This window comes from Kitasatospora sp. NPDC051170 (genome assembly GCF_044455705.1).
In the GTDB taxonomy this organism is placed as follows: domain Bacteria; phylum Actinomycetota; class Actinomycetes; order Streptomycetales; family Streptomycetaceae; genus Kitasatospora.
Window position 1 is genome coordinate 199,081 of the sequence record NZ_JBITFA010000016.1, and the last position, 26,255, is coordinate 225,335.

At 74.0% G+C, this 26,255-nt stretch carries 22 protein-coding genes; 8 read left to right on the forward strand and 14 right to left on the reverse strand.

What is annotated here, in order from left to right:
* Positions 1 to 169: 169 nt before the first annotated feature.
* The 3 genes from ACIBCA_RS29815 to ACIBCA_RS29825 form a co-directional block, all read right to left on the reverse strand.
* Positions 170 to 1,759, reverse strand: a complete 1,590-nt coding sequence (locus ACIBCA_RS29815) for a multicopper oxidase family protein (protein WP_396286121.1) — start codon at positions 1,757 to 1,759, stop codon at positions 170 to 172.
* Between the two features lie 92 nt (positions 1,760 to 1,851).
* Positions 1,852 to 2,352, reverse strand: coding sequence for a hypothetical protein (locus tag ACIBCA_RS29820; RefSeq protein ID WP_396286122.1), 501 nt, complete (start codon positions 2,350 to 2,352; stop codon positions 1,852 to 1,854).
* A gap of 118 nt (positions 2,353 to 2,470) precedes the next feature.
* Entirely contained in the window at positions 2,471 to 3,511 is a 1,041-nt protein-coding gene (locus ACIBCA_RS29825; protein ID WP_396286123.1) for a VanZ family protein, read from the reverse strand.
* Between the two features lie 199 nt (positions 3,512 to 3,710).
* Between ACIBCA_RS29825 and ACIBCA_RS29830 the strand changes: the two genes are divergently transcribed.
* Positions 3,711 to 4,115, forward strand: a complete 405-nt coding sequence (locus ACIBCA_RS29830) for a YccF domain-containing protein (protein ID WP_396286124.1) — start codon at positions 3,711 to 3,713, stop codon at positions 4,113 to 4,115.
* 63 nt (positions 4,116 to 4,178) lie between these two features.
* Here ACIBCA_RS29830 and ACIBCA_RS29835 read toward each other — a convergent pair whose 3' ends face one another.
* From ACIBCA_RS29835 to ACIBCA_RS29865, 7 genes are all read right to left on the reverse strand, one after another.
* Positions 4,179 to 5,792: an AMP-binding protein gene (locus ACIBCA_RS29835; RefSeq protein ID WP_396286125.1), complete on the reverse strand. Its 1,614-nt coding sequence runs from the start codon at positions 5,790 to 5,792 to the stop codon at positions 4,179 to 4,181.
* A 149-nt stretch (positions 5,793 to 5,941) separates the two neighbouring features.
* Positions 5,942 to 6,178, reverse strand: coding sequence for a chaplin (locus tag ACIBCA_RS29840; protein WP_396286126.1), 237 nt, complete (start codon positions 6,176 to 6,178; stop codon positions 5,942 to 5,944).
* A 135-nt stretch (positions 6,179 to 6,313) separates the two neighbouring features.
* Positions 6,314 to 6,604 carry a hypothetical protein gene (locus ACIBCA_RS29845; protein ID WP_396286127.1) on the reverse strand — a complete coding sequence of 97 codons (291 nt, stop codon included), beginning with the start codon at positions 6,602 to 6,604 and terminating at the stop codon, positions 6,314 to 6,316.
* A complete protein-coding gene (locus ACIBCA_RS29850) occupies positions 6,601 to 9,174 on the reverse strand; it encodes an Hsp70 family protein (RefSeq protein ID WP_396286128.1) in 2,574 nt (857 codons plus the stop codon). Before ACIBCA_RS29850 ends, ACIBCA_RS29845 begins: the two co-directional genes overlap by 4 nt.
* Positions 9,175 to 9,204: 30 nt before the next feature.
* Positions 9,205 to 9,921, reverse strand: coding sequence for a nucleotide exchange factor GrpE (locus ACIBCA_RS29855; protein WP_396286129.1), 717 nt, complete (start codon positions 9,919 to 9,921; stop codon positions 9,205 to 9,207).
* Positions 9,918 to 10,343, reverse strand: coding sequence for a hypothetical protein (locus ACIBCA_RS29860; protein WP_396286130.1), 426 nt, complete (start codon positions 10,341 to 10,343; stop codon positions 9,918 to 9,920). Before ACIBCA_RS29860 ends, ACIBCA_RS29855 begins: the two co-directional genes overlap by 4 nt.
* Positions 10,344 to 10,444: 101 nt before the next feature.
* The gene (locus ACIBCA_RS29865) at positions 10,445 to 14,626 is read right to left on the reverse strand and encodes a hypothetical protein (RefSeq protein ID WP_396286131.1); all 4,182 of its coding nucleotides are present in this window, start codon (positions 14,624 to 14,626) and stop codon (positions 10,445 to 10,447) included.
* Positions 14,627 to 14,838: 212 nt separating this feature from the next.
* On the opposite strand from ACIBCA_RS29865, the gene ACIBCA_RS29870 reads away from it, so the two are divergent.
* Entirely contained in the window at positions 14,839 to 16,650 is a 1,812-nt protein-coding gene (locus ACIBCA_RS29870; RefSeq protein WP_396286132.1) for a hypothetical protein, read from the forward strand.
* A gap of 113 nt (positions 16,651 to 16,763) precedes the next feature.
* On the opposite strand, the gene ACIBCA_RS29875 is transcribed toward ACIBCA_RS29870, so the two are convergent.
* Positions 16,764 to 17,684: a S41 family peptidase gene (locus ACIBCA_RS29875; RefSeq protein ID WP_396286133.1), complete on the reverse strand. Its 921-nt coding sequence runs from the start codon at positions 17,682 to 17,684 to the stop codon at positions 16,764 to 16,766.
* Between the two features lie 57 nt (positions 17,685 to 17,741).
* Here ACIBCA_RS29875 and ACIBCA_RS29880 point away from each other — a divergent pair, with 57 nt between their 5' ends.
* Positions 17,742 to 18,260, forward strand: a complete 519-nt coding sequence (locus tag ACIBCA_RS29880; protein WP_396286134.1) for an ArsR/SmtB family transcription factor — start codon at positions 17,742 to 17,744, stop codon at positions 18,258 to 18,260.
* A 57-nt stretch (positions 18,261 to 18,317) separates the two neighbouring features.
* Here the strand turns inward: ACIBCA_RS29880 and ACIBCA_RS29885 are convergent, their stop codons facing one another.
* Complete coding sequence (locus tag ACIBCA_RS29885) at positions 18,318 to 20,567, reverse strand: heavy metal translocating P-type ATPase (RefSeq protein WP_396286135.1); 2,250 nt, start codon at positions 20,565 to 20,567, stop codon at positions 18,318 to 18,320.
* A gap of 251 nt (positions 20,568 to 20,818) precedes the next feature.
* Between ACIBCA_RS29885 and ACIBCA_RS29890 the strand changes: the two genes are divergently transcribed.
* Positions 20,819 to 21,100: a metal-sensitive transcriptional regulator gene (locus ACIBCA_RS29890; protein WP_396286136.1), complete on the forward strand. Its 282-nt coding sequence runs from the start codon at positions 20,819 to 20,821 to the stop codon at positions 21,098 to 21,100.
* 65 nt (positions 21,101 to 21,165) lie between these two features.
* Positions 21,166 to 22,134 carry a hypothetical protein gene (locus ACIBCA_RS29895; RefSeq protein WP_396286137.1) on the forward strand — a complete coding sequence of 323 codons (969 nt, stop codon included), beginning with the start codon at positions 21,166 to 21,168 and terminating at the stop codon, positions 22,132 to 22,134.
* 75 nt (positions 22,135 to 22,209) lie between these two features.
* Here the strand turns inward: ACIBCA_RS29895 and ACIBCA_RS29900 are convergent, their stop codons facing one another.
* Positions 22,210 to 22,809: a DinB family protein gene (locus ACIBCA_RS29900; protein ID WP_396286138.1), complete on the reverse strand. Its 600-nt coding sequence runs from the start codon at positions 22,807 to 22,809 to the stop codon at positions 22,210 to 22,212.
* Positions 22,810 to 23,067: 258 nt separating this feature from the next.
* Here ACIBCA_RS29900 and ACIBCA_RS29905 point away from each other — a divergent pair, with 258 nt between their 5' ends.
* Positions 23,068 to 24,147: a peptidoglycan-binding protein gene (locus tag ACIBCA_RS29905; RefSeq protein ID WP_396286139.1), complete on the forward strand. Its 1,080-nt coding sequence runs from the start codon at positions 23,068 to 23,070 to the stop codon at positions 24,145 to 24,147.
* A gap of 107 nt (positions 24,148 to 24,254) precedes the next feature.
* The gene (locus tag ACIBCA_RS29910; RefSeq protein ID WP_396286140.1) at positions 24,255 to 25,199 is read left to right on the forward strand and encodes a DUF4331 family protein; all 945 of its coding nucleotides are present in this window, start codon (positions 24,255 to 24,257) and stop codon (positions 25,197 to 25,199) included.
* A gap of 84 nt (positions 25,200 to 25,283) precedes the next feature.
* Here ACIBCA_RS29910 and ACIBCA_RS29915 read toward each other — a convergent pair whose 3' ends face one another.
* Positions 25,284 to 25,844 carry a carboxymuconolactone decarboxylase family protein gene (locus tag ACIBCA_RS29915; protein WP_396286141.1) on the reverse strand — a complete coding sequence of 187 codons (561 nt, stop codon included), beginning with the start codon at positions 25,842 to 25,844 and terminating at the stop codon, positions 25,284 to 25,286.
* Positions 25,845 to 25,911: 67 nt separating this feature from the next.
* On the opposite strand from ACIBCA_RS29915, the gene ACIBCA_RS29920 reads away from it, so the two are divergent.
* Entirely contained in the window at positions 25,912 to 26,253 is a 342-nt protein-coding gene (locus ACIBCA_RS29920) for a winged helix-turn-helix transcriptional regulator (protein WP_396286166.1), read from the forward strand.
* Positions 26,254 to 26,255 lie beyond the last annotated feature (2 nt).

The window sequence follows — 26,255 nt, forward strand, 5'->3', positions numbered from 1 at the left end:
TGCACCTCTTGTTTAAAGGCCCCGTAAAAGCCGTCGAACGACGGCAGTGCGACAGGCTATGCGACCGGCGTTAAGGAGACGTCATCACCCCGCGTTAAGAAAACGTCAGTGAGATTCACGTCAGGACCGGCCCCGGGGCAGGGTGCTCCCGCCCCGGGGGGTCAGATCGTCACGCCCGGTAACCGAGGACCGTCATCATGCCCGTCTCCGCGTGGTAGACGTTGTGGCAGTGCACCATCCACAGGCCCGGGTTGTCGGCGTCGAAGTCGACGGCGAGCGTCGCGCCCGGCAGCACGATCGCGGTGTCCTTGCGCGGGCCGTCGCCCGGCAGCGCGAAGGTGTGCCCGTGGAGGTGGACGGGGTGCCACATGTCGGTCGCGTTGCGGAACTCCAGCCGCACCCGCTCCCCCGCCGCCACCGGGTAGCGCTGCGCGGGGTCGTAGCGGCGGCCGTTGAACGCCCAGTCGGCCCCGGCCATGCCGCCGGTCATCTCCAGCCGCACCGTGCGGTCCGGCTGCCTGGCCGGGAGGCGGACGCTCGCGTGGGCCTTGAGCCGGTCGGCGGTCAGTAGCCGCCCGTCCAGCTCGGACGGGCGCACGGAAGCCTCCGGTGCGGCGCCGCCGCCGGTGCGCAGCACGGCCAGGGCACTCGCGTTCTTGCCCTCGGCGAGGGCGGTGAGCGGGAAGACGCCGTCCTTGACGGTGACCAGCACGTCGTAGCGCTCGCCCATGCCGAGCAGCAGCGCCTGGGCGGTGGCGGGTTCGACGGGGAAGCCGTCGGTGTGGGTGACCGTCAGCTCGTGGCCGCCGAGCGCGACCCGGTAGGCGGTGTCGCCGCCCGCGTTGATCAGCCGGATGCGGACGCGGTCGCCGGGCTTGGCGGCGAAGGTCTCGGGGGCGGCGGGCAGGCGGCCGTTGACCAGGTGGAACGGATGCGCGACATCGCCCGCGTCACCGCCGAGCAGCTCGCTGCGGGCACCCATCAGCATGCGCGACGGGCCGGTGGCGGGGGCGCTTCCCGTCATGCCTGTCATGCCCGTCATGCCCGGCATGCTGTGCCCGGAGTGGTCCCCGCCACCCGTCCCGCCCGTCCCGCCCATGCCCTTGGCGAGTTCGGCGAGCACGGCGTCCGGGGTGCTGCCGTCCACGCCGTCCACCCAGTCGTCCAGGACGACGACCCACTCCCTGTCGTAGGCCAGCGGCTCCTTCGGGTCCTCCACGATCAGCGGCGCGTACAGCCCCCGGTCCTGCTGGGCGCCGGAGTGCGGGTGGAACCAGTACGTGCCCGGCCGGGTGAGCGCGAAGCCGTACTCGAAGGAGGCCCCCGGCCTGACCGGCTCCTGGGTGACCCCCGGGACGCCGTCCATGTCGTTGCGCAGCGCGAGACCGTGCCAGTGCAGGGAGGTCGGCTGCGGCAGGTGGTTGGCCAGGGTCAGCGCGAGCTTCTCACCCGCCTTGGCCCGCACCTCCTGCCCGGGCAGGCGGTCCCCGTACGTCCAGGTGCGGACGCTGCGCCCGCCCAGGTCGACGGTGGACTCGGTGGCGGTGAGCGCGACCCTGCGCTCCGGCCCGGGATTGCGGCGGGCCTCGGCGGCGGCCACCTCGGGACCGTTCGGCGCGAGGAACCCGGCGGGACTGCTGGTGCCGCTCCCGCCGTGGTTCATGCCCGACATCGGGTCGGAGGAACAGGCGGCGAGCAGCCCGGTGGACGCGGCGGCGAGCGCCGCGCCGAGGACGGTACGACGGCTGGGAGTACGCATGACGGAGTGCACCTCGTGCGGTGTGGTGGTGTGAACGAGCAGGGCGCATCTGCCGCTCCGCACCTGGGGGCGCGAAGCGGCCGGGCGCACGCCTACTGACGCAGCACCGACAACCGGTTGAGCAGTGTCCGCCCGCCCCCTGGCGGCGGCAGCGCCCGCACGGCCCGCAGCACCCGGGCCCGTACGGCGGCGGCCGCGTCACCGCTGCGGCGCAGCAGCAGGGAGGCGGCGGCGAGGAGCACAAGGGTCCACCCGACGAGGACGGCGAGGCAGACGGCCATGGGGTCCATGCCGTGGGCGGGCACGGCGGGCCGCACATCGGCCGCGACGGCTGCGGGCTCCACGGCGGAGACCGGCTGCCCGTCGTGCAGGCCGGCCGGCAAGCGAGCGGAGCCGCTGTCCGGCACCTGCGACCGGTCGTGCGCGCCGGCGAGCTGCGCCACGGGCGCCATCGGCTCGCCGTGGCCGCCGTGCGCGGCGGAGGGGTGGCCGAGGGTGTGCATCGTCGCGATGCCCAGCACCAGCGCGGCCAACAGCAGCAGCCGCGGCACCCAGGGCATCCGCGGGCCGACCAACCGGGACTCCCGCCCCATCGACCCACCTCCTCGCCCCACCGGTCACGTACCCCCGCAGGGTATCCCGCCTCACGCCCCTCCCCCACCCGGGGTCACCGCCCGCGTGACACGGAGACGGCGGGTGGGGCGCGGAGTGTCACCGGGCGCGGGCGTCGGCCGAGAGCAGGTGGCCGGTGCCGGAGACGGTGACCGTGAGGTTCAGCGGCGGCCGGCCCTCACCCGCAGGCCGGTGGTAGGTGAGAGTGCGGGCGGTCTCGTTGGCGGGCACGGGGGTGACGGTCGGGGTGAGGCCCGTGACGCGGTCGCCGAACCAGACCTGGGCGAAGTCCGCACCCACAGCGACGACCTGCTCCGGCCGGAGGACGAACCCCGCCACAGCGCCGTCCGCCGCGGCGGAGAGCAGGTCCCCGGTGGACGCGTCGAGGCGGAAGGTGCCGCGGTCGGTGGTGACGGACATGACCGGCGGTGCGCCGTCCGCCTCGGGGCCAGTGCTCGTCTCGCTCACCCAGGTGTTCGGGCCGAACAGTCCGTTCGCGACCTCCTGGGCCCGCACGATGTCGTCGGCCGGAGGCGTATGGAATCCCGGGTTCTCCCGGTCGATGCGGATACCCAGGCCCAGGACGAGACCGACCGCCGCCAGCCCGAGGCCGCCGATCAGCAGCCCGTGCCGCAGGTCCCGCAGCGTCCTCCCGGGGCGGTGGCCGCGCAGCAGCAGCCACCCCACCCCGAGCAGGGTGCCGGTCAGCGCCCCGGCCGCGTTGTCGAGGAAGTCGGCGGCGTCGCAGGCCCGCCCCGTGCCCAGCAGCGTCTGCGCGACCTCGGTGACGCCCGACAGCACCACCAGACCCGCCAGCCCGGCCAGCGGCCGCCGCAGGAGCAGGACGGTCAGGAACGCGGCCGGCACGAACAGCGCGATGTTCATCAGCCCCTGCCGGCCCGTCAGGTCGGACCAGACGGACGGGCCGATCGCGCAGTACGGCGTCCCGGCGTAGCCGGACCGCACGGGCGTGAGCGTCACCGCCACCTCCCCGGCCAGGCTCACCCCCCACAGCACCGCCACGGCCACCGGCCGCCCGCCGCGCCGGGCCCACCACCAGGCGCCGGCCCCGAGGAGCACCGCGAGGACGCCGAAGACCGGGAACAGCAGGGGCGTGCCGTCGAGCGCGGCTTCTATCATCTGGGCTTCCAGTCAGAAGAGTTGACGGCACGGAACAGGCCGACAGTCAAACAGACGCACACGACCCGTTCCAAACCGCGGCCCCCGCCCTACCCCCGATTCTCCCCGGGGATCCGTCCCCTAGGGGCGTGGCGGAGGGCGCCGGCGGGCATGTCACGGTCGTAGCAGTGACCTCGGGAAGCATGAGAAGGTACGGACCATGAAGCCGCTCCAGTTCATCCTCAACATCATCTGGCTGATCTTCTGCGGCATCTGGATGGCCCTGGCCTACGTACTCGCCGGGCTCATCTGCTGCGTACTGATCGTGACGATCCCGTTCGGCATCGCCTCGTTCCGGATCGCCGGGTTCATACTGTGGCCGTTCGGGCGGACCACGGTGGAGCGGCGCGACGCCGGCGCCGGATCGTGCGTCGGGAACGTGATCTGGTTCGTGTTCGCCGGCTGGTGGCTGGCGCTGGGGCACATCCTCACCAGCATCCCGCTGTTCCTCTCGATCATCGGCATCCCCTTCGGGTGGGCCAACCTCAAGATGGTGCCGCTCTCCCTGGCGCCGCTCGGCAAGGAGATCGTCGACACCGACCAGGCCTGGGGCGCGCGCTACTAGGAGACGAGAGACGACGGCCGGCGAGGGCGGGAGCCCTCGCCGGCCGTTCGCGTGTGGGCGAGGTCAGAGGCCCAGCAGGCGGGCGGACTCCTCGCGCATCTCGACCTTGCGGATCTTGCCGGTGACGGTCATCGGGAACTCGTCGACGACGTGGACGTAGCGCGGGATCTTGAAGTGGGCGAGCCGGCCGGTGCAGTAGGCGCGCACGTCCTCGGCGGTGAGGGGGGCGGCGCCCTCGCGCATCCGGATCCAGGCCATCAGTTCCTCGCCGTACTTGGGGTCGGGGACGCCGATCACCTGGACGTCGAGGATGTCGGGGTGGGCGTGGAGGAACTCCTCGATCTCGCGGGGGTAGAGGTTCTCGCCGCCGCGGATGACCATGTCCTTGATGCGGCCGGTGATGGCGAGGTAGCCGTCCTCGTCCATGACGGCGAGGTCGCCGGTGTGCATCCAGCGCGCGGCGTCGACGGCTTCGGCGGTGCGCTCGGGTTCGCCCCAGTAGCCGAGCATGACGGAGTAGCCGCGGGTGCAGAGTTCGCCGGGCTCGCCGCGCGGGACGGTGCGGCCGGTGGCCGGGTCGACGACCTTGACCTCCAGGTGCGGGCCGACGCGGCCGACGGTGGAGACGCGGCGCTCCACGGGGTCGTCGGTGCGGGTCTGGGTGGAGACGGGTGAGGTCTCGGTCATGCCGTAGCAGATGGACACCTCGCTCATGCCCATCCGCTCGATGACCTCCTTCATCACCTCGGTCGGGCACGGCGAGCCGGCCATGATGCCGGTGCGCAGGCTGGTGAGGTCGTGGCGCTCGAAGTCGGGGTCGGCGAGTTCGGCGATGAACATGGTCGGCACGCCGTACAGCGAGGTGCAGCGTTCGGCGGCGACGGCGGCGAGGGTGGCGCCGGGTTCGAAGGCGGGGGCGGGGATGACGGTGCAGGCGCCGTGGGAGGTGGCGGCGAGGTTGCCCATCACCATGCCGAAGCAGTGGTAGAAGGGCACGGGGACGCAGATGCGGTCCTCCTCGGTGTAGCCGAGGAGTTCGCCGACGAAGTAGCCGTTGTTGAGGATGTTGTGGTGCGAGAGGGTCGCGCCCTTGGGGAAGCCGGTGGTGCCGGAGGTGTACTGGATGTTGATCGGGTCGTCGGGGGCCAACTCGGCCTCCCGCTCGGCGAGTCGGTCCGGGTCGGCCAGGCGTCCGGCGACGCCCAGCGCCTCCCACCCGGGGTGGCCGATCAGCAGCACGTGTTCCAACGCGGGGCAGCGGGGCCGGACTTCCTCGATCATCGCCGCGTAGTCGGAGGTCTTGAAGCGCTCGGCGGCGACCAGCAGCCGGATGCCGGACTGCCGCAGCACGTACTCCAACTCGTGCGAGCGGTAGGCCGGGTTGACGTTCACCAGGATCGCGCCGATCTTGGCGGTGGCGTACTGGGTGAGCGTCCACTCGGCGCAGTTGGGGGCCCAGATGCCGACGCGGTCGCCCTTGGCGATGCCCAGCTCCAGCAGTCCGAGCGCCAGGACGTCCACCTCGGCGCCGAGCTCGGCGTACGTCCAGCGGCGGCCGGTGGGGCGGTCGATCAGCGCGTCGCGCCCGGGGAAGGCGCGCACCGCCCGGTCGAGGTTCTCCCCGATGGTGTCGCCGAGCAGGGGGACGTCCGAGACTCCGGAGGAGTAGCTGCGCATGGTCGGCACTGTGGTGGGGCTCCTTCGGCGGCGCGGGGACGGAGTGACCATGGTCGCGTTCCGGACCGCCCGCCGCCACCCCCGAACAGGGGTGCGGACACGGCGCCGGGGCCGCCCGCCTGGTTCGACGGACGGCCCCGGCGCGCGGGTCAGGCGTTGATGCAGGTGTTGCCGAACGCCGGGTTCAGGGCGCCGATCACGTTGACGGTGTTCCCGCAGATGTTGACCGGGATGTGGATCGGGATCTGAATCTGGTTGCCGGACAGCACACCGGGCGAGCCGAAGGCGATGCCGTTGGCGGTCGCGTCGGCGGCGGCGGTGCCGGCCCCGGCGAGGACGGCCACCGCCGCGAGCGCGGTGGCGGCGAGGGTGGTGCGAATACGCATTGCGTCACTCCTTGTGAGGGTGGCGAGAATCCGTGTGACGATCACACTCGCCCCCGATCACAACGGACGGCCCGCGCGCCACGCCGGGATTGGGCGAACAGCGGGCGTGTCGCCGCACCCGGCGTCCGCCCGTCCTCAGCCGAGCGCCGCCAGCAGCGACCGCGCGGGGACGAGCCCCGGCTCGGCCGCCAGCGCCCGGCGCAGCAGCACCCTCGCCTCCGCGGGCTCCCCCGCCCGCAGCGCCTCCAGGGCCGCGTTGTAGTCCATCCGGCCGGAGTAACGCAGCCGCACCAGCGCCGTCAGGTCCTCCCCGCAGGAGGGGCAGCGCAGCGACGGCGGGGCCAGTGGCACCCGGCAGCCCGGGCAGGACACCTCCACCGGCCCGATCTGCCCGACCGGCCCGATCTGCCCGACGACCTCGCTCATCGCGGCCCCGCCTCCTCCGGACGGACCGGGCCGAGCGACTCCGCCGCCGGCTCCGCGCCCAGTTCCCGCTGCGCCTGCGCGTACAGCTCCAGCAGCGCCGACATGTGCCGGTTGACCTCCTCCATGTTCGGGGCCTCCACCGCGTCGTCCAGGCCGCGCAGGTGCGCCATGATCCGCTGGGCCAGGGCCGGGGAGACCATGTTCTGCGTCACGTAGACGTTGCACATGGTCAGCATCCGGAAGGTGTGCCCCAGCGAGTCGCACAGCTCGTCCGCCCGCTGGGCCGCGCGCATCGCGCCCTCCCAGTCGGCGGCCTCGCGGCGCAGCCGCAGGTCGGCGGCCACCGACCGCAGCCGGTCCAGGTCGCTCGGGTCGAGGTGCTTCTCGCAGTAGTGGATGAACAGGCTCAGGTACGCCTCCGAACCGCGCACCCAGCGCTGAGCCTTGAGCTGGCGCTGCGCCCGCTCCAGCGCCTCGTCCACCGACTGGCCGCGGGACTGGCCGGCCGCCAGGTCGTCCAGGGTGTCCATCAGCCGCTGCGCCTCGCGCTTCTCGGCCTCGGTCAGCTCGCTGCCCCACTTGTCGGTGAAGGACTCGATCTGCCGCTGCTGCTCCTCCACCTGGACCTTCAACTCCGGGTCTAGGCTGGCGCGTTCGAGCTTGACGGTCTTCTCCGAACCGCCCTGGATGCGCACCGACAGGGTGATGGTGCGATCCCGGTCGAGGCCGAAGGAGACGTCCACGGGGATGCGGCCGCCGAGGCTCTCGGGCAGGCGCAGGGTCAGGTGGCCGATCAGTTCGTTCTGCTGGGCGATCTCGTACTCGCCCTCGTAGACGGCGACTTCGAGCCGCTGGCGGCCGCTGCCGGATACCACGAACTCCCGGCTGACGGGCGAACTCGTCGGGTAGCTGGTGTTCTTGGGGATGATCACGGCGAGCCGGCCGTCGTTCAGCTCGATGCCGAGGTTCTTCGGGGTGATGTCGAACGGGTTGGTGACCTGCATCAACTCGCCGCATCCCGTGCACACTTCGCTGCCCGGTGGGTTGACGGTCGAGCAGTTGGCGCAGCGCAGGCCCACGTCCTCGGCGGCGGTGGAGGAGGCCACCCGGGTGTTGCCGGGGGCGGCCGAGTTGAGCGGCTCGCCGCAGAGCTCGCAGGCGGTGACGCCGGGGGCGGAGGGCGTGCCGCAGCGCGGGCAGAGGTCGCCGTGCACCACGGCGGTGGGCTGCGCCTGCTTCGGGATGCCCGCGCCGCCACCGCCCGAACCGCCCAGCTCCTGGCCGCACTTGGGGCAGGAGGAAGCCTCGGCGTCGACGGGGAGGTGGCAGCCGCCGCAGGAGACGCGGGCGCCGCCGAGCAGGGAGGTGGCGCAGTTGGCGCAGTTGGAGGCGGAGAGGTCCCCGGGCGCCCGGCACTCGGGGCACTCGACCTCCCCGACCAGCGCGGACTGCACGGCCGCGCCCAGCGCCACGCACTGCATCGGGTTGACGCCGCGCCGGATGCGGCGTGGGCCGAACACCTCGCCCAGGCGCCGGGCCACCAGCGGGATCGCGGTCGAGCCGCCGACCAGCACCACCTCGTCGACGTCGCCCACCGTCAGGTTGGCCTGCATGATCGCCTTGTGGGTGAGCTCGATGGTGCGCTCGATCTGCGCCTCGATCAGCTCCTCGAACCGGGCCCGCTCGAACTCCGTCTCCAGCACCAGCTGCCCGGCGCCGAGGCCCGGCAGGATCACCTCGGAGGACTCCTGGTTGGACAGCTCGATCTTGACGGTCTCGGCGGTGGAGGCGATCTTCGGGCGGTCCCGCAGGTCCGGCTGGTAGTCGGAGCCGTACTCCTCGCGGATGTCCTCCAGCAGGGCCGTGGTGATCGCGCGGTCGAAGTCGTCCCCGCCGAGCAGGTTGTCGCCCTCGATGCCGAGCACCGACACCGAACCGGGCACCAGCAGCAGGATGGAGATGTCGAAGGTGCCGCCGCCGAGGTCGTAGACCAGTACGGTCCGGCCCTCGTCGCCCGTGTCGCTGGTGATCCCGTACGCGAGGGCGGCCGCCGTCGGCTCGTTGATCACCCGCAGCACGTGCAGGCCCGCCATCCGGCCCGCCTCCTGGGTGGCCGCGACCTGCCGCTCGCCGAAGTAGGCGGGCACGGTGATCACGGCCCGGTGGAACGGCTCGCCGAGGCGCTGCTCGGCGTCCTCCTTGAGGCGGCGCAGGATGATCGCGGAGATCTCGATCGGGGTGTACGAGCGGCCGTCGAACCAGACGTTGACGTCGCCGTCGGTGCCCGCGGTGACCTTGTAGTCGACCTCCTTCAGGGCCGCCTGGACCTGCGGGTCCTTGAACTTGCGGCCCATGAAGCGCTTCACCGAGCGGATCACGTTGGCGCCGTCGATGGCGATGCGGCTGCGCGCGGTCGAGCCCACCAGCAGCTCGCCCTTGCGGCCGCTGCCGACCACGGAGGGCGTGGCCTCCTGGTTCTGCCGGTTGAAGATGATCTCCGGCTCACCCCGGCGCAGGTGCGCGACCACGGAGTTGGTGGTGCCCAGGTCGATGCCGAGTGTGCGGTACATGTCGTTCCCCTCTTGCCCCTCGTGGTCCGGCTACTTCTTGTGCTTGCGCTCCGCCCGGGAACGGGCCCGGGGCTGGGCCCGCTTCGGCCGCACGGGGTCGGCGGGCGGCTCGGGTTCGGGGTCGGTCGGTACGGGCTCGGGCGCGGGCTCGACCTCGGGCTCGGGCTCGACCTCGGGCTCGGGCTCGACCTCGGGCTCGACCTCCACGACAGGCTCGTGTTCCACGACGGCTTCGGCCTCTGTCTCTGCCTCGACTTCGGTCTCCGGAGCCGCCACCACCACCTGGGCCCGGCGCAGCACCTCGTCCTTCCAGAAGAACCCGGTGACGACCGTCCGCACCACCGTCTCCGGCTCGACCCCGGGCCGCACCTCCGTGCCGACGATCTCCGTCACCCGCGGGTCCGCCGCCATGCCCTCCAGCCGCATCGGCCGCACCTCGGCCTTGGCGAGCCGCCCCAGCAGCCGCCGCCGGGTGGCCTCGATGCCGTCCCCGCGCCCGAGCGCGACCAGTTCGCGGTCGAGGGAGAGGGCGGCGAGCGCGTCGTCCACCTCCACGAGCACGCCCAGCAGTTCGCGCTGCTCCTCCCTGGCCTCGCGCTCGGCCCGCTTCACCTTGCCGTCCAGCAGCGAGGCGCGCAGCAGGAGCCGGGAGAAGTGCTCGGCCAGGTCGACGCCCTCGATCCCGGGCGGGATCTCCAGCGGCTCCCGGCCTTCGAGCAGGGCGTCTGTCGGTGGTGCCTCGGTCATTCCGGTACCTCGATCTGCGGCAGGACGGACAGGTCGGCCGCGTAGCGGGCGGGGACGGGTGGTTCGGGTTCGGCGCCGGCGGGGGCGGGTTCGGCGAAGTCGGCGGCGAGTTCGGCTCGGTGGAGCGCGAGCAGCGCGGGGGCCGGCGGCTGGGCGGGGCGTTCGACGGTCAGCAGTGGCTCGGCGAGCGCGGGTGCGAGCAACTCGGCGGCCTGGTCGACGGGTTCCGGCGGCAGGGGCTGCTGCAGGTCGACTTCGAGCCGCTTGTCGGGGTTGCGCAGCAGCGCGGCGGCTTCCTGGATCTGCTGCCGGGTGTGGCGGGCCGCCTTGATCGCCGGGCCGACGGCGAGGTTGATCTCGCGTACGCCGGCCGTGAGCGGGATGCCCAGGATCTCGTACGGCGACGGTTCGTACAGTGGCATGACGGGCGGTCTCTCTCCTCACGGGTCGAAGCAACGACGGACGGCGACGGTTGAGTTGGGCGCAGGGAGTACGACGACGGCGGGTGCCCGGGCGGTTGCCGTCAGCGCAGGGAGTTGATCCGGGCCTGGAGGGCGCGCAGCTCGAAGTCGGCCGGATTGTGCTCCACGGCCTGCTGGGCGGCGTGCCTGGCCACCATGAGGCTGCGGAGGTTGGCGGCCTGGACGGCCAGGGAGCTGAAGACGACGGCGAGTTCCTTGTGGAGCTTCTCCGTGTCCTCCGGACTGTGGGCGAGTTCGAGGGCCTCCTCCAGCAGCCGGATCGCCTCGTTGTAGCGGCGCGCCTCGTAGTGACCGATGGCCTCGCCGCGCCAGACGCTGACCATCAGGCGGCGTACGTCGGGTGAGTCGTCGTAGGACCTGGCCATCTGGAGCATGGCGGCCTGGAGGGTGAAGGAGTCTTCCTGCATGGCGTCGAGGACGTGGTTGGCGAGCATGACGGAGATGCGGCGCGCGGCCTCGCGGGTGACGTCGCCCTCCCATTCGGGGTCGGCGCGCAGGGATTCGGCCATCCGGGCGAGTGCGCGGGTGCGGTCGCCGGTGAAGGCGGCGGTGCGGGCGAGGATGCGCAGGACGAAGGCGAGGCCCACGCGGTGGTCGGGGTCGGGGTTGAGGGTGATGAGTTCGCGCCAGCACTCGGCGGCCTCCTCGAGCTCCGCCTCGGGGGCGTCGGGGCGGCTGAGTTGGCCGGCCCGGTTGTTGAGGGCGGCTTCGAGGAAGTGCTGGGCGGTGAGGTCGCCGGGGCTGAGCTCCATGCTCTTGCGGAGCAGGCCGATGGCGCGCGGGTAGTCCTTGTCCTCGTTGTTGATCTTCCGCGCCCACTGGGCGTAGGTGGCGCCGAGGTCTCCGCGCACCTCGGGGTCCTCGGGGGCCAACGCGTGGGCCTTCTCGAGGAGTTCGGCGGCTGCCTCCTGATCGTCGACGGTGCTCTTGAGCAGCGCCCGGGCGGCGCGGACGCCGCACTCGGCGGCGATGGCGGCGGTGTCGGCGGGCAGGGTGAATCCGGACGGGGCAGGTCCGGACGGGGTGGTTCCGGACAGCGCGGCGGCGCGGGTGAGGCAGTCCAGGGCCTCGGTCCAGTCCTGGTTGCGGTGGTGGGCGCGGGCCTGGCCGAGGAGGCACTCGCCGAGCAGGGCGTGCCAGGCCTGGCCGCGGCGGTTCTCGGGGACGGCGTCCAGGGCGGTGACGGCGGCGGCCTGGCGGCCCTGGAGGAGCAGGTAGCGCTGCGGGCCGAGGTCGTCGAACAGGGCGAGGGCGCGGGTCAGGGCCGGTGTGTCGGGGGCTTCGGGGCGGCGGAAGGTCCGCACGGCCTGGGCGAACCAGGCGCCCCAGTCGGCGAGTTCGCTCTCGCGGCGCAGCAGGCCCTCCAGGGTGGGGCCGATGGCGAGGGCGCGGGCGGGGCGTCCTGGCACGGCGATGCGTACGTCCCACCGGGCGAAGACGTCGGCGCTGTAGGCCTCCATGCCGAGGAGCAGCGTCCACGCGGTGGTCTCGTCGCCGCTGCGCCCGGCGGTGCGGTCGAGGGCGCGCAGGTCGTCGCGCAGGCGCTCGGTGAGGGCGGTGCGGGCGGCGGCGAGGCGCTGGGGGTCGGGGGTGCGGCCGGTGGTGCGGGCGGACTCCGTCCACAGGTCGGCCTGGTGGAGGGCGGCGGCCAGGCAGCCGAGGGTCCAGGCCCAGGTCTCGTCCGTGCCGCTCGTGCCGGTCGTGGTGGAGAGCCGGTAGCCGGCCAGGCCCGTGGCGTGCAGCAGGCGGGGGTGGGCCGGGTCGCGCAGGAGGAGGGCGCGGTAGGCGTCGAAGGCTTCGCGGTGGCGGCCCTCGGTGGCGTGCTGGTGGGCCTCGTGTTCGGCGAGCAGGCCCAGGGTGGCGGCCGCCTGGGGGTGGCCGGGGGCGAGGAGGAGGGCCTGACGCAGGTCGGCGGCGGCCCGTCCGGGGCGGTTCTCGGCGAGGGCGGCCCCGGCCCGGCGGACGAGGACGGCGGCGCGGGCGGCGCCGGCCTGTTCGGGCAGGTCGGCCAACGCCTCGTCCAGGCGGCCGAGTTCGGCGCGCAGCAGGGCGAGGTCGGTGCGTACGGGCGCGGCCGGGGAGCTGTCGGTCGGAGAGGTGTCGGCCGATGAGGTGCCGGTCGGAGAGGTGCCGGCGAGGGGGCTGTCGGCCAGGGCCCGGGCCCAGGCGGCGAGGACGGGTTCGGCCTGTTCGGGGGCGCCGGCGCGGCGGGCGCAGTCGAGGACGGCGCGCAGCGCGGGGGCGGCGCAGAGGAGGCAGCGGGGTGCGGCGGAGCCGGCGGGGGCGTACAGGGGGGTGGTGCCGGCTTCGCGGCCGCAGCCTCCGCAGGCGGCGGCGCCGGTGGCCGGGGCAGCGCCGGTGGCCGGGGCGGGACCGGGGCCGCCGGTGGCGGTGAGGAAGTGCCGGTACCAGTCCAGGGCGCCGCTCCAGTTGCCGGCCCGTTCGGCGAGCAGGGCCCGCAGCCGGGCGAGGGCTGGGTCGCCGTCGGGGGCGGGGGTGAGCGGGGCGAGGAGGGAGACGGTCTGCACGGGGCTGCCGTTGAGCAGGGCGGCGGCGGCCAGGTGGTAGCGGTCGCGCAGGCCCGTGGCGGCGTCCAGCAATGCGGCGACGGGCCGGGCGTCGCCACCGGCCAGGGCGAGGGCGGCGCGCAGCCGGGCCTGGCGGTGGGTGTGGGCGCCGGGCAGGGTGTCGGCGAGGGCGAGGGCGGCGGCCGCCCGTTCGCGGGGCTCGGGGTGGTCGCGGCCGGTGACGATCAGGTGGGCGGCCTCGCGCAGGGCGGCCTCGCGCAGGTTGACGCGGTGGCCGGGGGCGGCCGGGTCCTCGGTGGCGGCCTGCTGCCACAGGGTGCGGGCGGCGGCCGGGTCGGCGGCGAGGCGGGTGCGGGCGAGGCGGTCGCGGGCCCGGGCGCGGTGGAGGCGCAGGTCCTCGTCGTCCAGGGGCTGCCAGCGGGCGAGGGCGCCGGCCGGGTCGCCCTGGCGGGCGCGGGCGAGGCCGTGGTGGTAGGCGGCGATGCGGGCCCAGCGGGAGCCGGGGTCGCTGTCGGCCTCGGTGCGCAGCAGCGGTTCGGCCTCGGCGCCCTGTCCGGCCGCGAGGAGGGCGGCGCCGAGGCGGACGCGGGCGGGGCGCCAGTCGGGGGAGTGGGTGAGGCCGGCGCGGTAGTCGGCGGACGCCTCGGCGGGGCGGTCGGCGCGCTCGTGGACGAGGGCGAGGCCGAACCGGGCCGGGGCGAAGGCGGGTTGGAGGGCGAGGGCGGCGGTGAACTCGTTGCGGGCCTGGTCGTCGGCGCCGAGCAGCAGGGCGAGGCGGCCGAGGGCGTAGCGGGGCCGGGGGTCGTTCGGGTCCTCGGCGGCGGCCGCCGCGAGGTCGGCCCAGGCGGTGTCGGTGGTGCCGATCCGCTGCCGGGCCAGGCCCCGGAACAGCAGGCTGTCCGTGCGCAGCGCGGGGCCGCGCCCCCAGGGGGAGGGCTCGCCGGGGCCGCGCCGCAGGGCCTCATCGAAGGCGGTGACGGCGGCCTCGTCGCGGTGCAGGGCGTACAGGTCGGCGCCCCAGCGGAACCAGAGTTCGCCGCTTCCGCCGGGGGCGGTGGCGGCGAGCAGTTGCTCGGCCTCGGCGGCGCGGCCGGCGCCGCGCAGGTGGGCGGCGCGGGCGAGGACGGGCCAGTCCTGGCCGGGCAGGGCGTCGAGGGCGCGGCCGGTGGCGTCCTCGCGCTGTTCGGGGTCGCCCTCGCGGCAGCGCTGTTGAAGCCAGGCGCGGACGCGGGCCGCGCCCTCGGCCTCCTCGCCCGGTTCGGCGCCGGCGGCGGTGGCCCGCAGGAAGGCGAGCACGGGGGCGAGGTGGCCGCCCGCCGTGCCCTCCTCGGCGAGGTGGCGCAGCGCCCGGCGGGGCATCAGCCCGGCGGGGTCGGTGAGCAGGGGGAACGCCTCGCGGTGGAGGGCGAGTTCGGCCTGCTGGTCGCCGCTGGGGGCGGTCGCCTCGGCCTGTCCGAGCAGGGCGAGCCCGCGCTGCGGGCGCAGGGCTTCGGGTGCCTGGGCGAGCCGGGCCGCGAGGCGGGCGTAGCGCCGCCGTGCCCGGGGCGCGTTGCCGGCGGCCAACTGTGCCGCGGCGGCCGCGAGTTCCTTCGCCACCGCCTGGGCGTCGAGCGCCCGCCTCCGGCGGAGGAGGACGAAGGCCGCCGCACCGGCCAGTGCCATCAGCACGATCGCCACAACCGCGAGCTGCGCCATGTACCGCCCCCCACTGCTCTCGGAAGTCACCCCACCCCATGATCAACAGGCCCCCGCGGACCATGGGTTGACGTCTGTTCGTGATGTTGCCTCGTGATGTTGCTCGGGCGCCATCAGAATAGGCCCTCCGTCCGACGGGCGGGCAGGATCGCGCACTATCCTGGTCAGCACCAGCGGCACATCGTCAATGGTGAAGAGGCGTCGGGGGTCGTGTGTCCGGTTCGCGTTGGGTGGCCGGGCTGCGGTTCGGCCCGGAGTTCGACCCCGAACAGTACGAGCTGCTGGAGTTCCACCACCGGGGCGGCGAGGCCGAGGTGTGGCGGGCGGTGCGTACGGGCCACAGCGGGCTCAAGGAGCTCGTCGCGGCGAAGATCATGCTGGAGCGGGATCCGTCCGAGGTCCGCCGCTGGCTGGGGCGTTGGGACGACGTGTCGCACAACGCGCACCGGCTGGGCATCACCGACCTGGTGGTGCCGAGCTTCCTGCTCGGACCGGCGCCGCACCGGCCCGGCGCCGCGCCCACGGGCGGCCTGCTGGGGTACCAGATCTCACCGTGGGTGGAGGGCGTGCCGCTGCACACCTGGGCGCGCACCCAGCGCGGCGGGCCGACGGCGGCCGCCGAGGTGCTGGCCCGACTGTGCCGGATCGTCGACGAGCTGCACCGCAAGCGCTGGGTGCACCGGGACATCTCCCCCGCCAACGTGCTCGTCGACGGGCAGGGGCAGGTCAAGCTGATCGACCTGACCTTCCTCGCCCCGCTCGACCACGCCCTGACCGTCGCGGTGTTCACCCCCGGCCACGTGCCGCCCGAGGCCGAGCAGGTCGGCGGCTTCCCCACCACCGCCAAGGACCTGTTCGCCGTCGGCACCCTCGCCCGCACCCTGCTGCTACCCGACCACGGCCGCCTCGACCACCGTCTCGCCGTGGAGCAGGCCCGCGCCGAACTCCTGGCGGCGGGCTACGCCGAGGACCTGGCGCGGTGGGCGTGCGAGCCGCTGGCCCGCGAGCCGCAGCGCCGGCCCGCCCCGCTCGGCCCGTGGGCGGCGCGCGGGCGCGAACTGCTGCGCGCCCACCGGCCGGTGGCCCGTACGGCGGGCCTGGCCGTGCTGCCCGACCGCTCCGGCCGTCCGCTCGTGGTCACCGGCGGCGCGCAGGGCACCGGCACCGCGCTGGCCGGCCCCGGCCGTACGGGGCTTCGCGCGCCGGCGGGCCAGGGGCCGGGATCCGTACGGGAGCTGGTGGCGGGCCTGGCCGGGCGGCCGGGGGAACTGGTCGTCTGCGCCGAGGACCCGGCCGGCACCCTGTGGGTCGGGACGGCGGCCGGCTGGTGGGAGGCGGCGCGCGGGGTGGCCGGACTGGCCGGCGCCGTCGACTCCGCCGGGGAGCTGACCGCCTGGACGGCGGCGGGCGGCGCCCTGCGCTCCTACCGCTGGGCGCCCGGCCTCACCCTCACCGGCCAGGAGCACCCCGGCTGCCCCGCCGACCGCGTCCTCGCGGCGGCCGAGGAGCGGCCCGGCGCCTGGCTCGTCCTGGTCGAGCACCGGGAGCGGGTGTACGGCTGGCGCCCCGGCGAGGGCGGGCCGCCCACCCCGCTCGGCCCGCCGGGCACCCTGCGCGCGGGGGCGCTGGCCCGCACCTCCGCCGGGCCCCAGGCGGCCACCCTGCGTACGGACGGATCGGTGCAGCTGCACCGCGTGGGCACGCCGGGCACGCCGGGCGCGGACGGCGACCTGCGGGGTGTGGAGATCGGGGACGGGGAGCCGGCCCTGGACCTCGCGATGGAGGGCCACCGGGGCGGCCCGACCGTGGCCCTGGCCGGCGAGGGCGGCGTACGGCTGCGGCTGCCCGCCGGCGGCGCCTCGCGCAGGGCCCGCTGGTGGCGGCCGACGCTGCGCCCGGCGACGCGGGTGGCGCTGGCGATGGGCGACGACTGGCGGCTGTGCCTGGCGGCGGTCGTGGAGGGCGAGCTGCAGGTGTGGCAGGAGGACGCGGCGTACCGGTGGCAGGCGGTGGGGCTGGAGTAGGGGGCGGGAACTACATCCGCAGTGGCACTACATCCGTAGTCACACTACATCCGTAGTCGCGCTGCGCCCCCGGCCGCGACTACTTCCGCAGTGGCACTACTTCTATAGTGGCACTACTTCTGTAGTGCCAGGGCCAGCGCACGCTCGAGCGCCACCCCGGCCTCGCAGGGCACGTCGGGCAGGACACCGGTGCCCTCCCAGTTGGTACCCGAGACAGGGCTGACCCCGCGGGCGACCGGCACGCTGAGCTCCAGGTGCGGGTGCACCGTCCAGCCGTTGCGCGGGTGGGCGCCGCCGCGGGTGGCCTCGCCGACGACGGCGGCGCGCCCGAGCTGCTGCAGGTCGTAGGCGAGCTCCTCGCCCGCGGAGAAGGTGGCGGCGCTCGTCAGGACGTACAGCGGCTTGCTGCCGCCGAAGCGGGCGCCCGGGACGTGCGCGGCCGACCAGGACTGCTCGGCCACCGTGCCCTGCTTCGAGAGCATGGTGATGAGGTGCGTCCGGCGCTCGAGCAGGTAGCCGCAGACGAAGGCGACCGTGTCCGGGTCGCCACCGGTGTTGCGACGCAGGTCCAGGATGAGGGCACTGGCGGGGGCCACCAGGGAGAGGGCGGCGGTCAGCGGCTGAGCGGCCCAGTCCAGCGGGAACATCTTGGGCCCGATCTCCAGCACCGCGACGCCGCCCTCGAGCAGTTCCACCCGCGGCACACCGCCCAGGGTGGAGTCGAAGTCCCGGCGCATCGCGGCGAGCACCGCCGCGCCCCGCTCGGCCGGCACCGGCTCCTCGTGGTGGTGGACGGCCAGGTGCTGGTCGCCGTTGACGGACCGCAGGTCGGCGGTGACCGCCTCGGCCAACTCCTCGGCGGTCTCGGCCCGGTAGGCGCCCTCGGCGGCGCGGCGGCGCAGCAGGTCCGCCAGGTCGCGGGCGATGTCGGGGAAGACGTAGTTCTCGCGGACCAGGTCGGCGATCGACTCGACGACAGCGCCGGAGTCGAGAGCGGTGGACGTGGCGGAAGTGGTGGAGGTCGTGGAAGTCATGGGAGGGAGTAGACCAGCGGCTTGCCAAAGCGTCAAACATACTTAACGCTTGATCGGGTGAGCCACCCACCAGACGAGAACGTCCAGCAGATCAGCACCCCCGCCCAGCACACCGCACTCGCCCACCCCATGCGCCAGCGCCTGCTCTGGGCGCTGAGCGCCCGGCCCTCGACGATCAGCCGCCTCGCCGCGCAGCTGGGGGCCAACAAGGGCAGCGTCTCCCACCACCTCGGGGTGCTGCACGAGGCGGGGCTGATCCAGCACGCGGGCACCCGGACCGTACGCGGCGGCACCGAGAAGTACTACCGCCGCACCGCCGAGCGGCTCCAGGTCGACGAGCCGAGCGCCGAGGGCACGGCCGCGCTGTTCGGCGCCGTCGCCCAGGAGCTGGACCGCTCCCCCGCCGACCACCTCCTGACGCTGCGCCACATCCGCCTCACCCCGGCCAAGGCGGCGCGCCTCGGCGAGGCGCTGGCCGCGCTGGTCGACGAGACGGAGGAGGACGGGGAGGGCGAGCCGGTCCACGGCCTCCTGGTGACGCTCTACCAGCAGGCGGGGCCCGACAGAACGCGATGAGGCCCCGGAACCCCCGCACAGGGGTCCCGGGGCGCCGCAGCCGTGGCGGCCGCTCGCTCAGCGGAAGCGGCGCAGCCGCAGGCTGTTGCCGACGACGAAGACCGAGGAGAAGGCCATCGCGCCTCCCGCGATCATCGGGTTGAGCAGGCCGGCCGCCGCCAGCGGCAGGGCCGCGACGTTGTAGCCGAAGGCCCAGAACAGGTTGCTCTTGATGGTGCCGAGCGTCCTGCGGGAGAGCCGGATGGCGTCGGCGGCGGTGCGCAGGTCGCCGCGGACGAGGGTGAGGTCGCCGGCCTCGATGGCCGCGTCCGTCCCGGTGCCCATGGCGAGCCCGAGGTCGGCCTGGGCGAGGGCGGCCGCGTCGTTGACGCCGTCGCCGACCATGGCGACGACCCGGCCCTCGGCCTGGAGGCGCTTGACGGTGTCGACCTTGTCCTGAGGCATGACCTCGGCGAACACGTGCTCCGGCGCGATGCCGACCTCGGCGGCGACGGCCTCGGCGACCGCCCGGTTGTCGCCGGTGAGCAGCACCGGGGTCAGGCCAAGGCGGCGCAGTTCGGCGATGGCCTCGGCGCTGGTGGGCTTGACGGCGTCGGCGACCTCGAGGACGGCCCGGGCCTCGCCGTCCCAGCCGACCGCGATCGCCGTGCGCCCGGCAGCCTCGGCGGCGGCCTTGGCCTCCGCGAGGGCCTGCGGCAGGTGCTGCGACCACTCGGTGAGCAGGGCCTCGCGGCCGGCGACCACGGCGTGGCCGTCCACGACGCCCTGGACCCCCAGGCCCGGGACGTTCTCGAAGCCCTCGACGGCGGGCAGTTCGCCGGCCTTGGCGGCGGCGGTGGCGATGGCCCGGGCGATCGGGTGTTCGGAGGCGTGCTCCAGGGCGCCGGCCAGGCGCAGGGCCTCGGCTTCGGTGACGCCCTCGGCGGTGTGGACGGCGAGCAGGGTCATCTGGCCGGTGGTGACGGTGCCGGTCTTGTCGAGGACGATGGTGTCGACCTTGCGGGTGGACTCGAGGACTTCGGGGCCCTTGATGAGGATGCCGAGCTGGGCTCCGCGTCCGGTGCCGACCATCAGCGCGGTCGGGGTGGCCAGGCCCAGGGCGCAGGGGCAGGCGATGATCAGCACGGCGACGGCGGCGGTGAAGGCGGCCGTCCAGCCCTCGCCCGTACCGAGCCAGTAGCCGAGGGTGGCGACGGCGAGGGTGATCACGACCGGGACGAAGACGGCGGAGATCTTGTCGGCGAGGCGCTGGGCCGCCGCCTTGCCGTTCTGGGCGTCCTCGACCAGCCGGGCCATCCGGGCCAGCTGGGTGTCGGCGCCGACCCGGGTCGCCTCGACGACCAGGCGGCCGCCCGCGTTGACGGTGGCGCCGGTGACGGAGTCGCCGACCCCGACCTCGACGGGGACGGACTCGCCGGTCAGCATCGAGGCGTCCACGGCCGAGGCGCCCTCGACCACCGTGCCGTCGGTGGCGATCTTCTCCCCGGGGCGGACCAGGAAGCGGTCCCCGACGGCGAGTTCGGCGATCGGCACGAGCACCTCAGCTCCGCCGCGCAGCACCGTCACGTCCTTGGCGCCCAGTTCCAGCAGCGCCTTGAGGGCGGCTCCGGCGGTGCGCTTGGACTTCGCCTCGAAGTAGCGGCCGGCCAGGATGAACGCGGTGACGCCGGCCGCGGCCTCCAGGTAGATGTCGGACGAGCCGTCGCTGCGGGCGATGGTGAACTCGAAGCCGTGCCGCATGCCGGGCATCCCGGCGTCGCCGAGGAACAGCGCCCACAGGGACCAGAGGAACGCGGCGCCGGTGCCGAGGGAGACCAGGGTGTCCATGGTCGCGGCGCCGTGCCTGGCGTTGGTCCAGGCGGCACGGTGGAACGGCCAGGCGGCGTAGGTGACGACGGGGGCGGCGAGGGTCAGCGAGAGCCACTGCCAGTTGTCGAACTGCAGGGCCGGGACCATCGCCATGGCGATGACCGGGACGGCGAGGGCGAGGGCGGTGTACAGGCGCTGGCGCAGCGGGGCGAGTTCGTCGGCGGGTTCGGCCTGCTCGGCTCCGGGGGCCTGGGCGGCGGCGGCCGGGGGCCTGGGGAGGGCGGCGGTGTAGCCGGTGGCTTCGACGGTGGCGATCAGGTCGGCGACCTCGACCTCCCCGTCGAAGCTGACCTTGGCCTTCTCGGTGGCGTAGTTGACGGTCGCGGAGACCCCGTCCATGCGGTTCAGCTTCTTCTCGATGCGGGCGGCGCACGAGGCGCACGTCATTCCGCCGATCGAGAGCTCCACCTCCGTGGAGGCGGGTGCCTGCGTGGTCATCGTCGTCGCTCCTCGTTCTCGTCGTCGTTCCGTTCCCCGATACCTGGAAGGGGTATCGGGGGCGTCGAGGTCATTTATACCCCTGAGGGGTATCGGGCGCAAGGCTTCGCTGATACCCCCTGGTGGTATTTTTCGTGGGCGGGAACCGCTTGACTTGATACCCCCGAGGGGTATTCACTCAAGACATCGAACCGAGGCCGTATCGCCCGTATCGCCCCGCAGGAACGACCCGGACCACCGAGGAGGACCGCATGGCCGGCTACCACGACGACAAGGACCAGCTCCTCCGCAGGCTGCGCCGCGTGGAGGGCCAGATCCGCGGCCTCCAGCGCATGGTCGACGCCGACACCTACTGCATCGACATCCTCACGCAGGTGTCGGCCGCCACGAAGGCCCTCCAGTCCGTGGCCCTCAGCCTGCTCGACGGCCACCTCTCGCACTGCGTCCAGGACGCCATCGCCAACGGTGGCGGCGAGGCGGACGAGAAGGTCGCCGAAGCCTCCCAGGCCATCGCCCGCCTGATGCGCGCCTGACGCCCGCCCCCGCCTCCCAGATACCCCTCCCCCGTACTTCGCCCTTAGATCGAGGAGCCCACGCCATGAAGACCGCCCTGCGCGTCACCGCCTTCACCCTCGGACTCACCGCCGCCTTCGGCCTCGCCCTCGGCGTCGGCCACGCCGTCGGCCCCGGCGGCAAGCCCGCCCCGGCCGGCCACGACGGCGGGCACGACAGTGGTCACGGCACCGGCCACGACGGCGGGCACGAGGAGCACGCCGGCCACGGCGCCGCCGCCGGACAGCTCCCCGGCGGACTCCAGATCTCCGAGCGCGGCTACACCCTCGCCCTCGACAACGCCTTCGTCACCGCCGGCGCGAGCACCGACCTACGGTTCCGCATCCTCGGCCCCGACGGGCGGGCGCTCACCGCCTACCACCCGCAGCACGAGAAGGAACTGCACCTGATCGTCGCCCCGCGCGACCTCTCCACCTTCCAGCACCTCCACCCCACCCGCGCCGCCGACGGCACCTGGAGCGCCCCCACCGCCCTGCCCGCCGCCGGCGAGTACCGGGTCTTCGCCGACTTCCTCCCGGCCGGCGAGACCGAGGGCCTCACCCTCGGCGCCGACCTCCACGCCGCCGGCGACCTGCGCCCCGCCCCGCTGCCCGAGACCGGCCGCAGCGTCACCGTCGACGGCTACACCGTCACCCTGGAGGGCGACCTCACCCCCGGCGCCGGCGGCGCACTCACCCTCAGCGTCAGCAGGGACGGCCACCCGGTCACCGACCTCCAGCCCTACCTCGGCGCCTACGGCCACCTCGTCGCCCTGCGCGCCGGCGACCTCGCCTACCTCCACGTCCACCCGGAGAGCACCACCCCCGGCCCCGCCATCACCTTCCACGCCACCGCCCCCAGCGCGGGCACCTACCGCCTCTTCCTCGACTTCAAGCACGGCGACACCGTCCGCACCGCCGCCTTCACCCTCCCCACCCCGACCGCCGCAGCCCCCGCCGCGACCACCCCCGCTCCCGCCCCCGGCGCCACCGAGCACGCCGCCCACCAGCACTGACACCGCACCCACCAGCACCGACACCGCGCCGCCCGGCCCACCACGGCCGGGCGGCGCTCCCCGAACGACACGGCCTTAGGTCGTGGCCGTGGCCTGGGCCTGGGCCTCCTTGGCGGACGCCTCCAGCCGGTCCCAGTACTCCCGGTACCAGGCCGCGTCGCCGCCGGCCATGTTGCCGTTGTCCTCCCGCAGGCCGGTCCTGCCGTCGATCAGCTCGCGGACGATGTCCGCGTGGCCGGCGTGCCGGTGCGTCTCGGTCGTCATGTGCAGCATGATCCGCTGGAGCGTCACGTCCCCGTCGCCCCACCACGCGACCTTGCCCATCGCGTCGAGGGGCAGCGCCTCGATCGTCGCGTCCGCGTGCGCCCAGGCGCGGCGGTAGAGGCCGAGAACCTCCTCGCGCGACTCGTCGGCCGGTGCCCACATGTCCGCGTTGGGCTCGGCGCCGTCCGCGAACCAGGGGAGGTCCTCGCCGTGCGGGCGGCCGAACGTCGGGCCGAAGTACTCGAATTCGACACTGGCGAGGTGCTTGACGAGGCCGAGGAGGTTGGTGCCGGTCGGCGTCAGCGGGCGGCGGACGTCGTACTCGGACAGGCCGTCCAGCTTCCAGACGACGGCCTCGCGGGCCCCCTTGAGGTAGCGGTGCAGGTCGTCCTTGGGGTCATTGGGCTTCATGGGGCCGAGTCTCGCACCAGCGACGGACACCCCGTGCCCGCACCCCGTCCTGCCGATGCTCCGGTCTCACATCCGGTCGGGGACGCGTCCCACAGCGCAGCTCAGCGCCGTGGGACGCGTCCCCCGTGACTGATGAGACGTCAAACACCTACCGGAGGCGCCCCGGAGTGAGGCACAGTTCTGACGAATAGATGATCAAGCGCCAAGCGGGTGAAGCACCCCGCCCTGACGCCTCACCACGGATCCGGAGACCTTCCTGTGAGCACCCTGCTCCCCGCCCGACGCCGGTTGTCGCTGGGCCTCGCCCTGGCAGCCGCACTGACGGCCGTCGGCGCGTTCACCGCCACGGCCGCCACGGCCGCGCCGACCCCGATACCCCTCACCTCCCCGGCCTGCCCGGCCAACCTGCAGCAGGGCGAGGCCGACGGCTGCGTCACCCAGCTCCAGCTGGAGCTCAACCTGACGGGCGCGGCGCTCACCGTGGACGGCCAGTTCGGGCCGGCCACCGGCACGGCCGTGCGCAACTTCCAGTCCTCGCACTCCCTGGCCGTCGACGGCATCGTCGGCCCGGCCACCAAGTCGGCGATCGACACCGCGGCAGCCGCGGCCTCCGGCACCGTGGACCTGCGCACCCAGTGCGGCGACCTGCGGACCGGCGCCACCGGCCCGTGCGTCTCCACCCTGCAGACCCTGCTGAACAGGTTCAACGCCGGACACCTCACCGTGGACGGACAGTTCGGTCCCGCCACCGACACCGCCGTACGCGACTTCCAGGCGTCGCACGCCCTGACCATCAACGGGATCGTCGGCACCGCCACCAAGACCGCCCTCTACACCGCCACCCCCGCCCCGCTGCCCAGCGGCCCCGTCGACCCCACCCGGGTCCTGAACGCGGCGAAGTCCTACCTCGGCGTCCCCTACGTGTGGGGCGGCGGCCACTCCATGCGCGGCGAGGGCCCCGGCCCCTCGCTCGGCACCTGCGACGGCTACACCGGCTCGATCCAGCCCTGCCCGGCCGACACCACCGCCGGCGTGGACTGCTCGGGCCTGGTCCGGGCGGCCTTCTGGTTCGGCGCCGGCATCGACCTCGCCAACGGCGGCGACACCAGCCAGCAGACCCTGGATCGGCACCTCACCCCGATCACGGAGTCCCAGCGCCGGCCCGGAGACGTCGAGTACTTCGGAACGGACGCGCACACCACCCACCACGTGGTGCTCTACGCGGGCACCGACCCCGGCACCGGCGCGGACATGATGTACGAGGCGAAGGAGACGGGCAGCGACGTCCACTACGTCGACCTGCACACCGGCGGCTACTGGTACCACGTCTCGGCCTGACCGGCCCGACCGGCCCGACCGGCCTGACTAACCTGCCTGACCCGGCAGACCCGGCCGGGCGCCGCGGCACGCTCATGCCCCGGCGCCCGGCTGCCGATGGTGCTGACATGTCCCACCACCTCAGCGGACCCAACCTCCGCTCACCCCTCGACGACGCCCGCCTCGACATGACGGACCTGTTCGCCTTCGCCGCCCCCGGCGGGGGCCGGACCGTCCTGATCCTCGACGTCCACCCGCTCGCCACCGCCGGCCAGGCGTTCCACCCCGACGCCGTCTACCGCATCGACGTCGACACCGACGGCGACCAGCGGGCCGACATCGCGTACAGCTTCGTCTTCTCCGCCCCCGACGAGGACGGCCGCCAGAGCGCCACCGTCCTCCGCGCCACCGGCGAGGAGGCCCGCTCCCACGAGCCGGGCGGGCCGCAGATCATCACGGACGCTCCCGTACAGCCGGGCGCCGGGACCGGGGACTCCGACACCTTCTACGCGGGCCTGCGCAGCGACCCGTTCTTCGCCGACCTGGACGGCATCGTCGCCAAGTTCCAGTGGACGGGCGTCGACTGGGGCGCCGACAAGAACGTCCTCGCCATCGTGCTGGAGGTACCCGACGCCGACCTCGGCCCGAACCCCGAGATCGGCGTCTGGGGCCGGGTCAGCCTCCGCCGGAACGGACAGCTCACCTCCGTCGACCGGGGCGCCCACCCCTCCCTCACCGCCTACTTCAACGCCGAGGAGGTCAAGGACGCCTACAACGCCGGCGAACCCGCCGACGACTGGGCCACCTACCGCGAACCGTGGACCGCCGTCCTCGAACACTTCGGCGGCTACGACCAGCTGTCCGCCGAACAGGCCCTGCGCACCGTCCTGCCCGACATCCTCCGCTACGACCGCACCAAGCCCGCCGCCTACCCCAACGGCCGCACCCTCACCGACGACGTCACCTCCGCCCGCCTCTCCATGCTCACCGACGGCCAGGTCCCCACCGACCACATCGGCCCCCACACCGACCTCCTCCCCACCTTCCCCTACCTCGGCCCACCCCACGTCTGAGCCCCGCACCCCGAGGTGCGTCGCCCGGCCGAACCGGGGCGGCGCACCACCGGTACGGGCACGATCAGCAGCCGTCCGGCGTGGTCACGGTGCCGGGAACGGGACGCCCCAGATCTCCTCCTCCAGCAGCAGCCCGTTGGCCAGGTAGCCGATGGTTCGGTACCAGCCGGCCAGCACGAGGAACTCCAGGAGTTGGGCGTCGTCGTAGTGGGCGCGCAAGGCGTCCCAGGCGGGCTGCGAGAGCTGCGCGGTGTCGTGCAGTTCGTCGACCGCGGCGAGCAGCGCCACGTGGCACGGCGGCCACACGGCGCCGGCTGCGGCGTCGGCCTCCGTGGTGGCCCGAAGCTGCTCCGGGCCGAGTCCGGCCTGCCGGGCCAGGGTCGCGGCATGGACACCCCATTCGTAGGCGCAGCCGGCCCGCGCGGTCACCCGGGCGATGACGACCTCACGATCGACGGCGGGGAGAAGCCCGTGCCCCAGCAGGCCGGCGCCCACAGCGAGCATGCGTGAGGCCAGTTCCGGGTTGCGCTGCAGCACCCGGAACAGCGCCAGCGGCTCGTACGGCACGTTGGGAGGCATCCATCGGCGGAGCGACTGGGAGACGGACGCGGGGTACGGCGGGCTCAGCGGCTCGATACGGGGCATGCTGCACCTCCTGCTTCGATTTTCGCACCACTATGATGCTTTGGAAACCGAAGCGCAAGGAGTGGGCATGGACACCAGAACACCTCGACCAGGCGTACCGGTACGAGGTTCCGAATCGGGCCGCCCGGTCATGGCCGCACTCGACCTGCTCGGGCGGCGATGGACGCTGCGCATCCTGTGGGAACTGAGCCAGGCCCCGGCAGGCTTCCGCGAACTGCAGCGTCGCTGCGAGCGCATGTCCTCCAGCGTCCTCAGCACCCGGCTCAACGAACTGACCGAGGCCCGCCTGCTCACCCTGCACGACGACGCGTATCACCTCACCCGCCTCGGCCAGGCCCTCATCGAGGCACTCAGCCCACTGGCCGACTGGAGCCGACGATGGGCAGAGGAGACGGGCGACGGCGAGTGACC

Coding starts and splice junctions, on each gene's coding strand:
- ACIBCA_RS29835 (WP_396286125.1), bottom strand. CDS start 5,792: ATGCGCAGCTACTCCTCCGGAGTCTCGGACGTCCCCCTGCTCGGCGAC.
- ACIBCA_RS29915 (WP_396286141.1), bottom strand. CDS start 25,844: ATGCCCCGTATCGAGCCGCTGAGCCCGCCGTACCCCGCGTCCGTCTCC.
- ACIBCA_RS29895 (WP_396286137.1), top strand. CDS start 21,166: ATGAAGACCGCCCTGCGCGTCACCGCCTTCACCCTCGGACTCACCGCC.
- ACIBCA_RS29815 (WP_396286121.1), bottom strand. CDS start 1,759: ATGCGTACTCCCAGCCGTCGTACCGTCCTCGGCGCGGCGCTCGCCGCC.
- ACIBCA_RS29860 (WP_396286130.1), bottom strand. CDS start 10,343: ATGCCACTGTACGAACCGTCGCCGTACGAGATCCTGGGCATCCCGCTC.
- ACIBCA_RS29830 (WP_396286124.1), top strand. CDS start 3,711: ATGAAGCCGCTCCAGTTCATCCTCAACATCATCTGGCTGATCTTCTGC.
- ACIBCA_RS29855 (WP_396286129.1), bottom strand. CDS start 9,921: ATGACCGAGGCACCACCGACAGACGCCCTGCTCGAAGGCCGGGAGCCG.
- ACIBCA_RS29920 (WP_396286166.1), top strand. CDS start 25,912: ATGGACACCAGAACACCTCGACCAGGCGTACCGGTACGAGGTTCCGAA.
- ACIBCA_RS29850 (WP_396286128.1), bottom strand. CDS start 9,174: ATGTACCGCACACTCGGCATCGACCTGGGCACCACCAACTCCGTGGTC.
- ACIBCA_RS29825 (WP_396286123.1), bottom strand. CDS start 3,511: ATGATAGAAGCCGCGCTCGACGGCACGCCCCTGCTGTTCCCGGTCTTC.
- ACIBCA_RS29820 (WP_396286122.1), bottom strand. CDS start 2,352: ATGGGGCGGGAGTCCCGGTTGGTCGGCCCGCGGATGCCCTGGGTGCCG.
- ACIBCA_RS29845 (WP_396286127.1), bottom strand. CDS start 6,604: ATGAGCGAGGTCGTCGGGCAGATCGGGCCGGTCGGGCAGATCGGGCCG.
- ACIBCA_RS29840 (WP_396286126.1), bottom strand. CDS start 6,178: ATGCGTATTCGCACCACCCTCGCCGCCACCGCGCTCGCGGCGGTGGCC.
- ACIBCA_RS29875 (WP_396286133.1), bottom strand. CDS start 17,684: ATGACTTCCACGACCTCCACCACTTCCGCCACGTCCACCGCTCTCGAC.
- ACIBCA_RS29900 (WP_396286138.1), bottom strand. CDS start 22,809: ATGAAGCCCAATGACCCCAAGGACGACCTGCACCGCTACCTCAAGGGG.
- ACIBCA_RS29890 (WP_396286136.1), top strand. CDS start 20,819: ATGGCCGGCTACCACGACGACAAGGACCAGCTCCTCCGCAGGCTGCGC.
- ACIBCA_RS29885 (WP_396286135.1), bottom strand. CDS start 20,567: ATGACCACGCAGGCACCCGCCTCCACGGAGGTGGAGCTCTCGATCGGC.
- ACIBCA_RS29910 (WP_396286140.1), top strand. CDS start 24,255: ATGTCCCACCACCTCAGCGGACCCAACCTCCGCTCACCCCTCGACGAC.
- ACIBCA_RS29865 (WP_396286131.1), bottom strand. CDS start 14,626: ATGGCGCAGCTCGCGGTTGTGGCGATCGTGCTGATGGCACTGGCCGGT.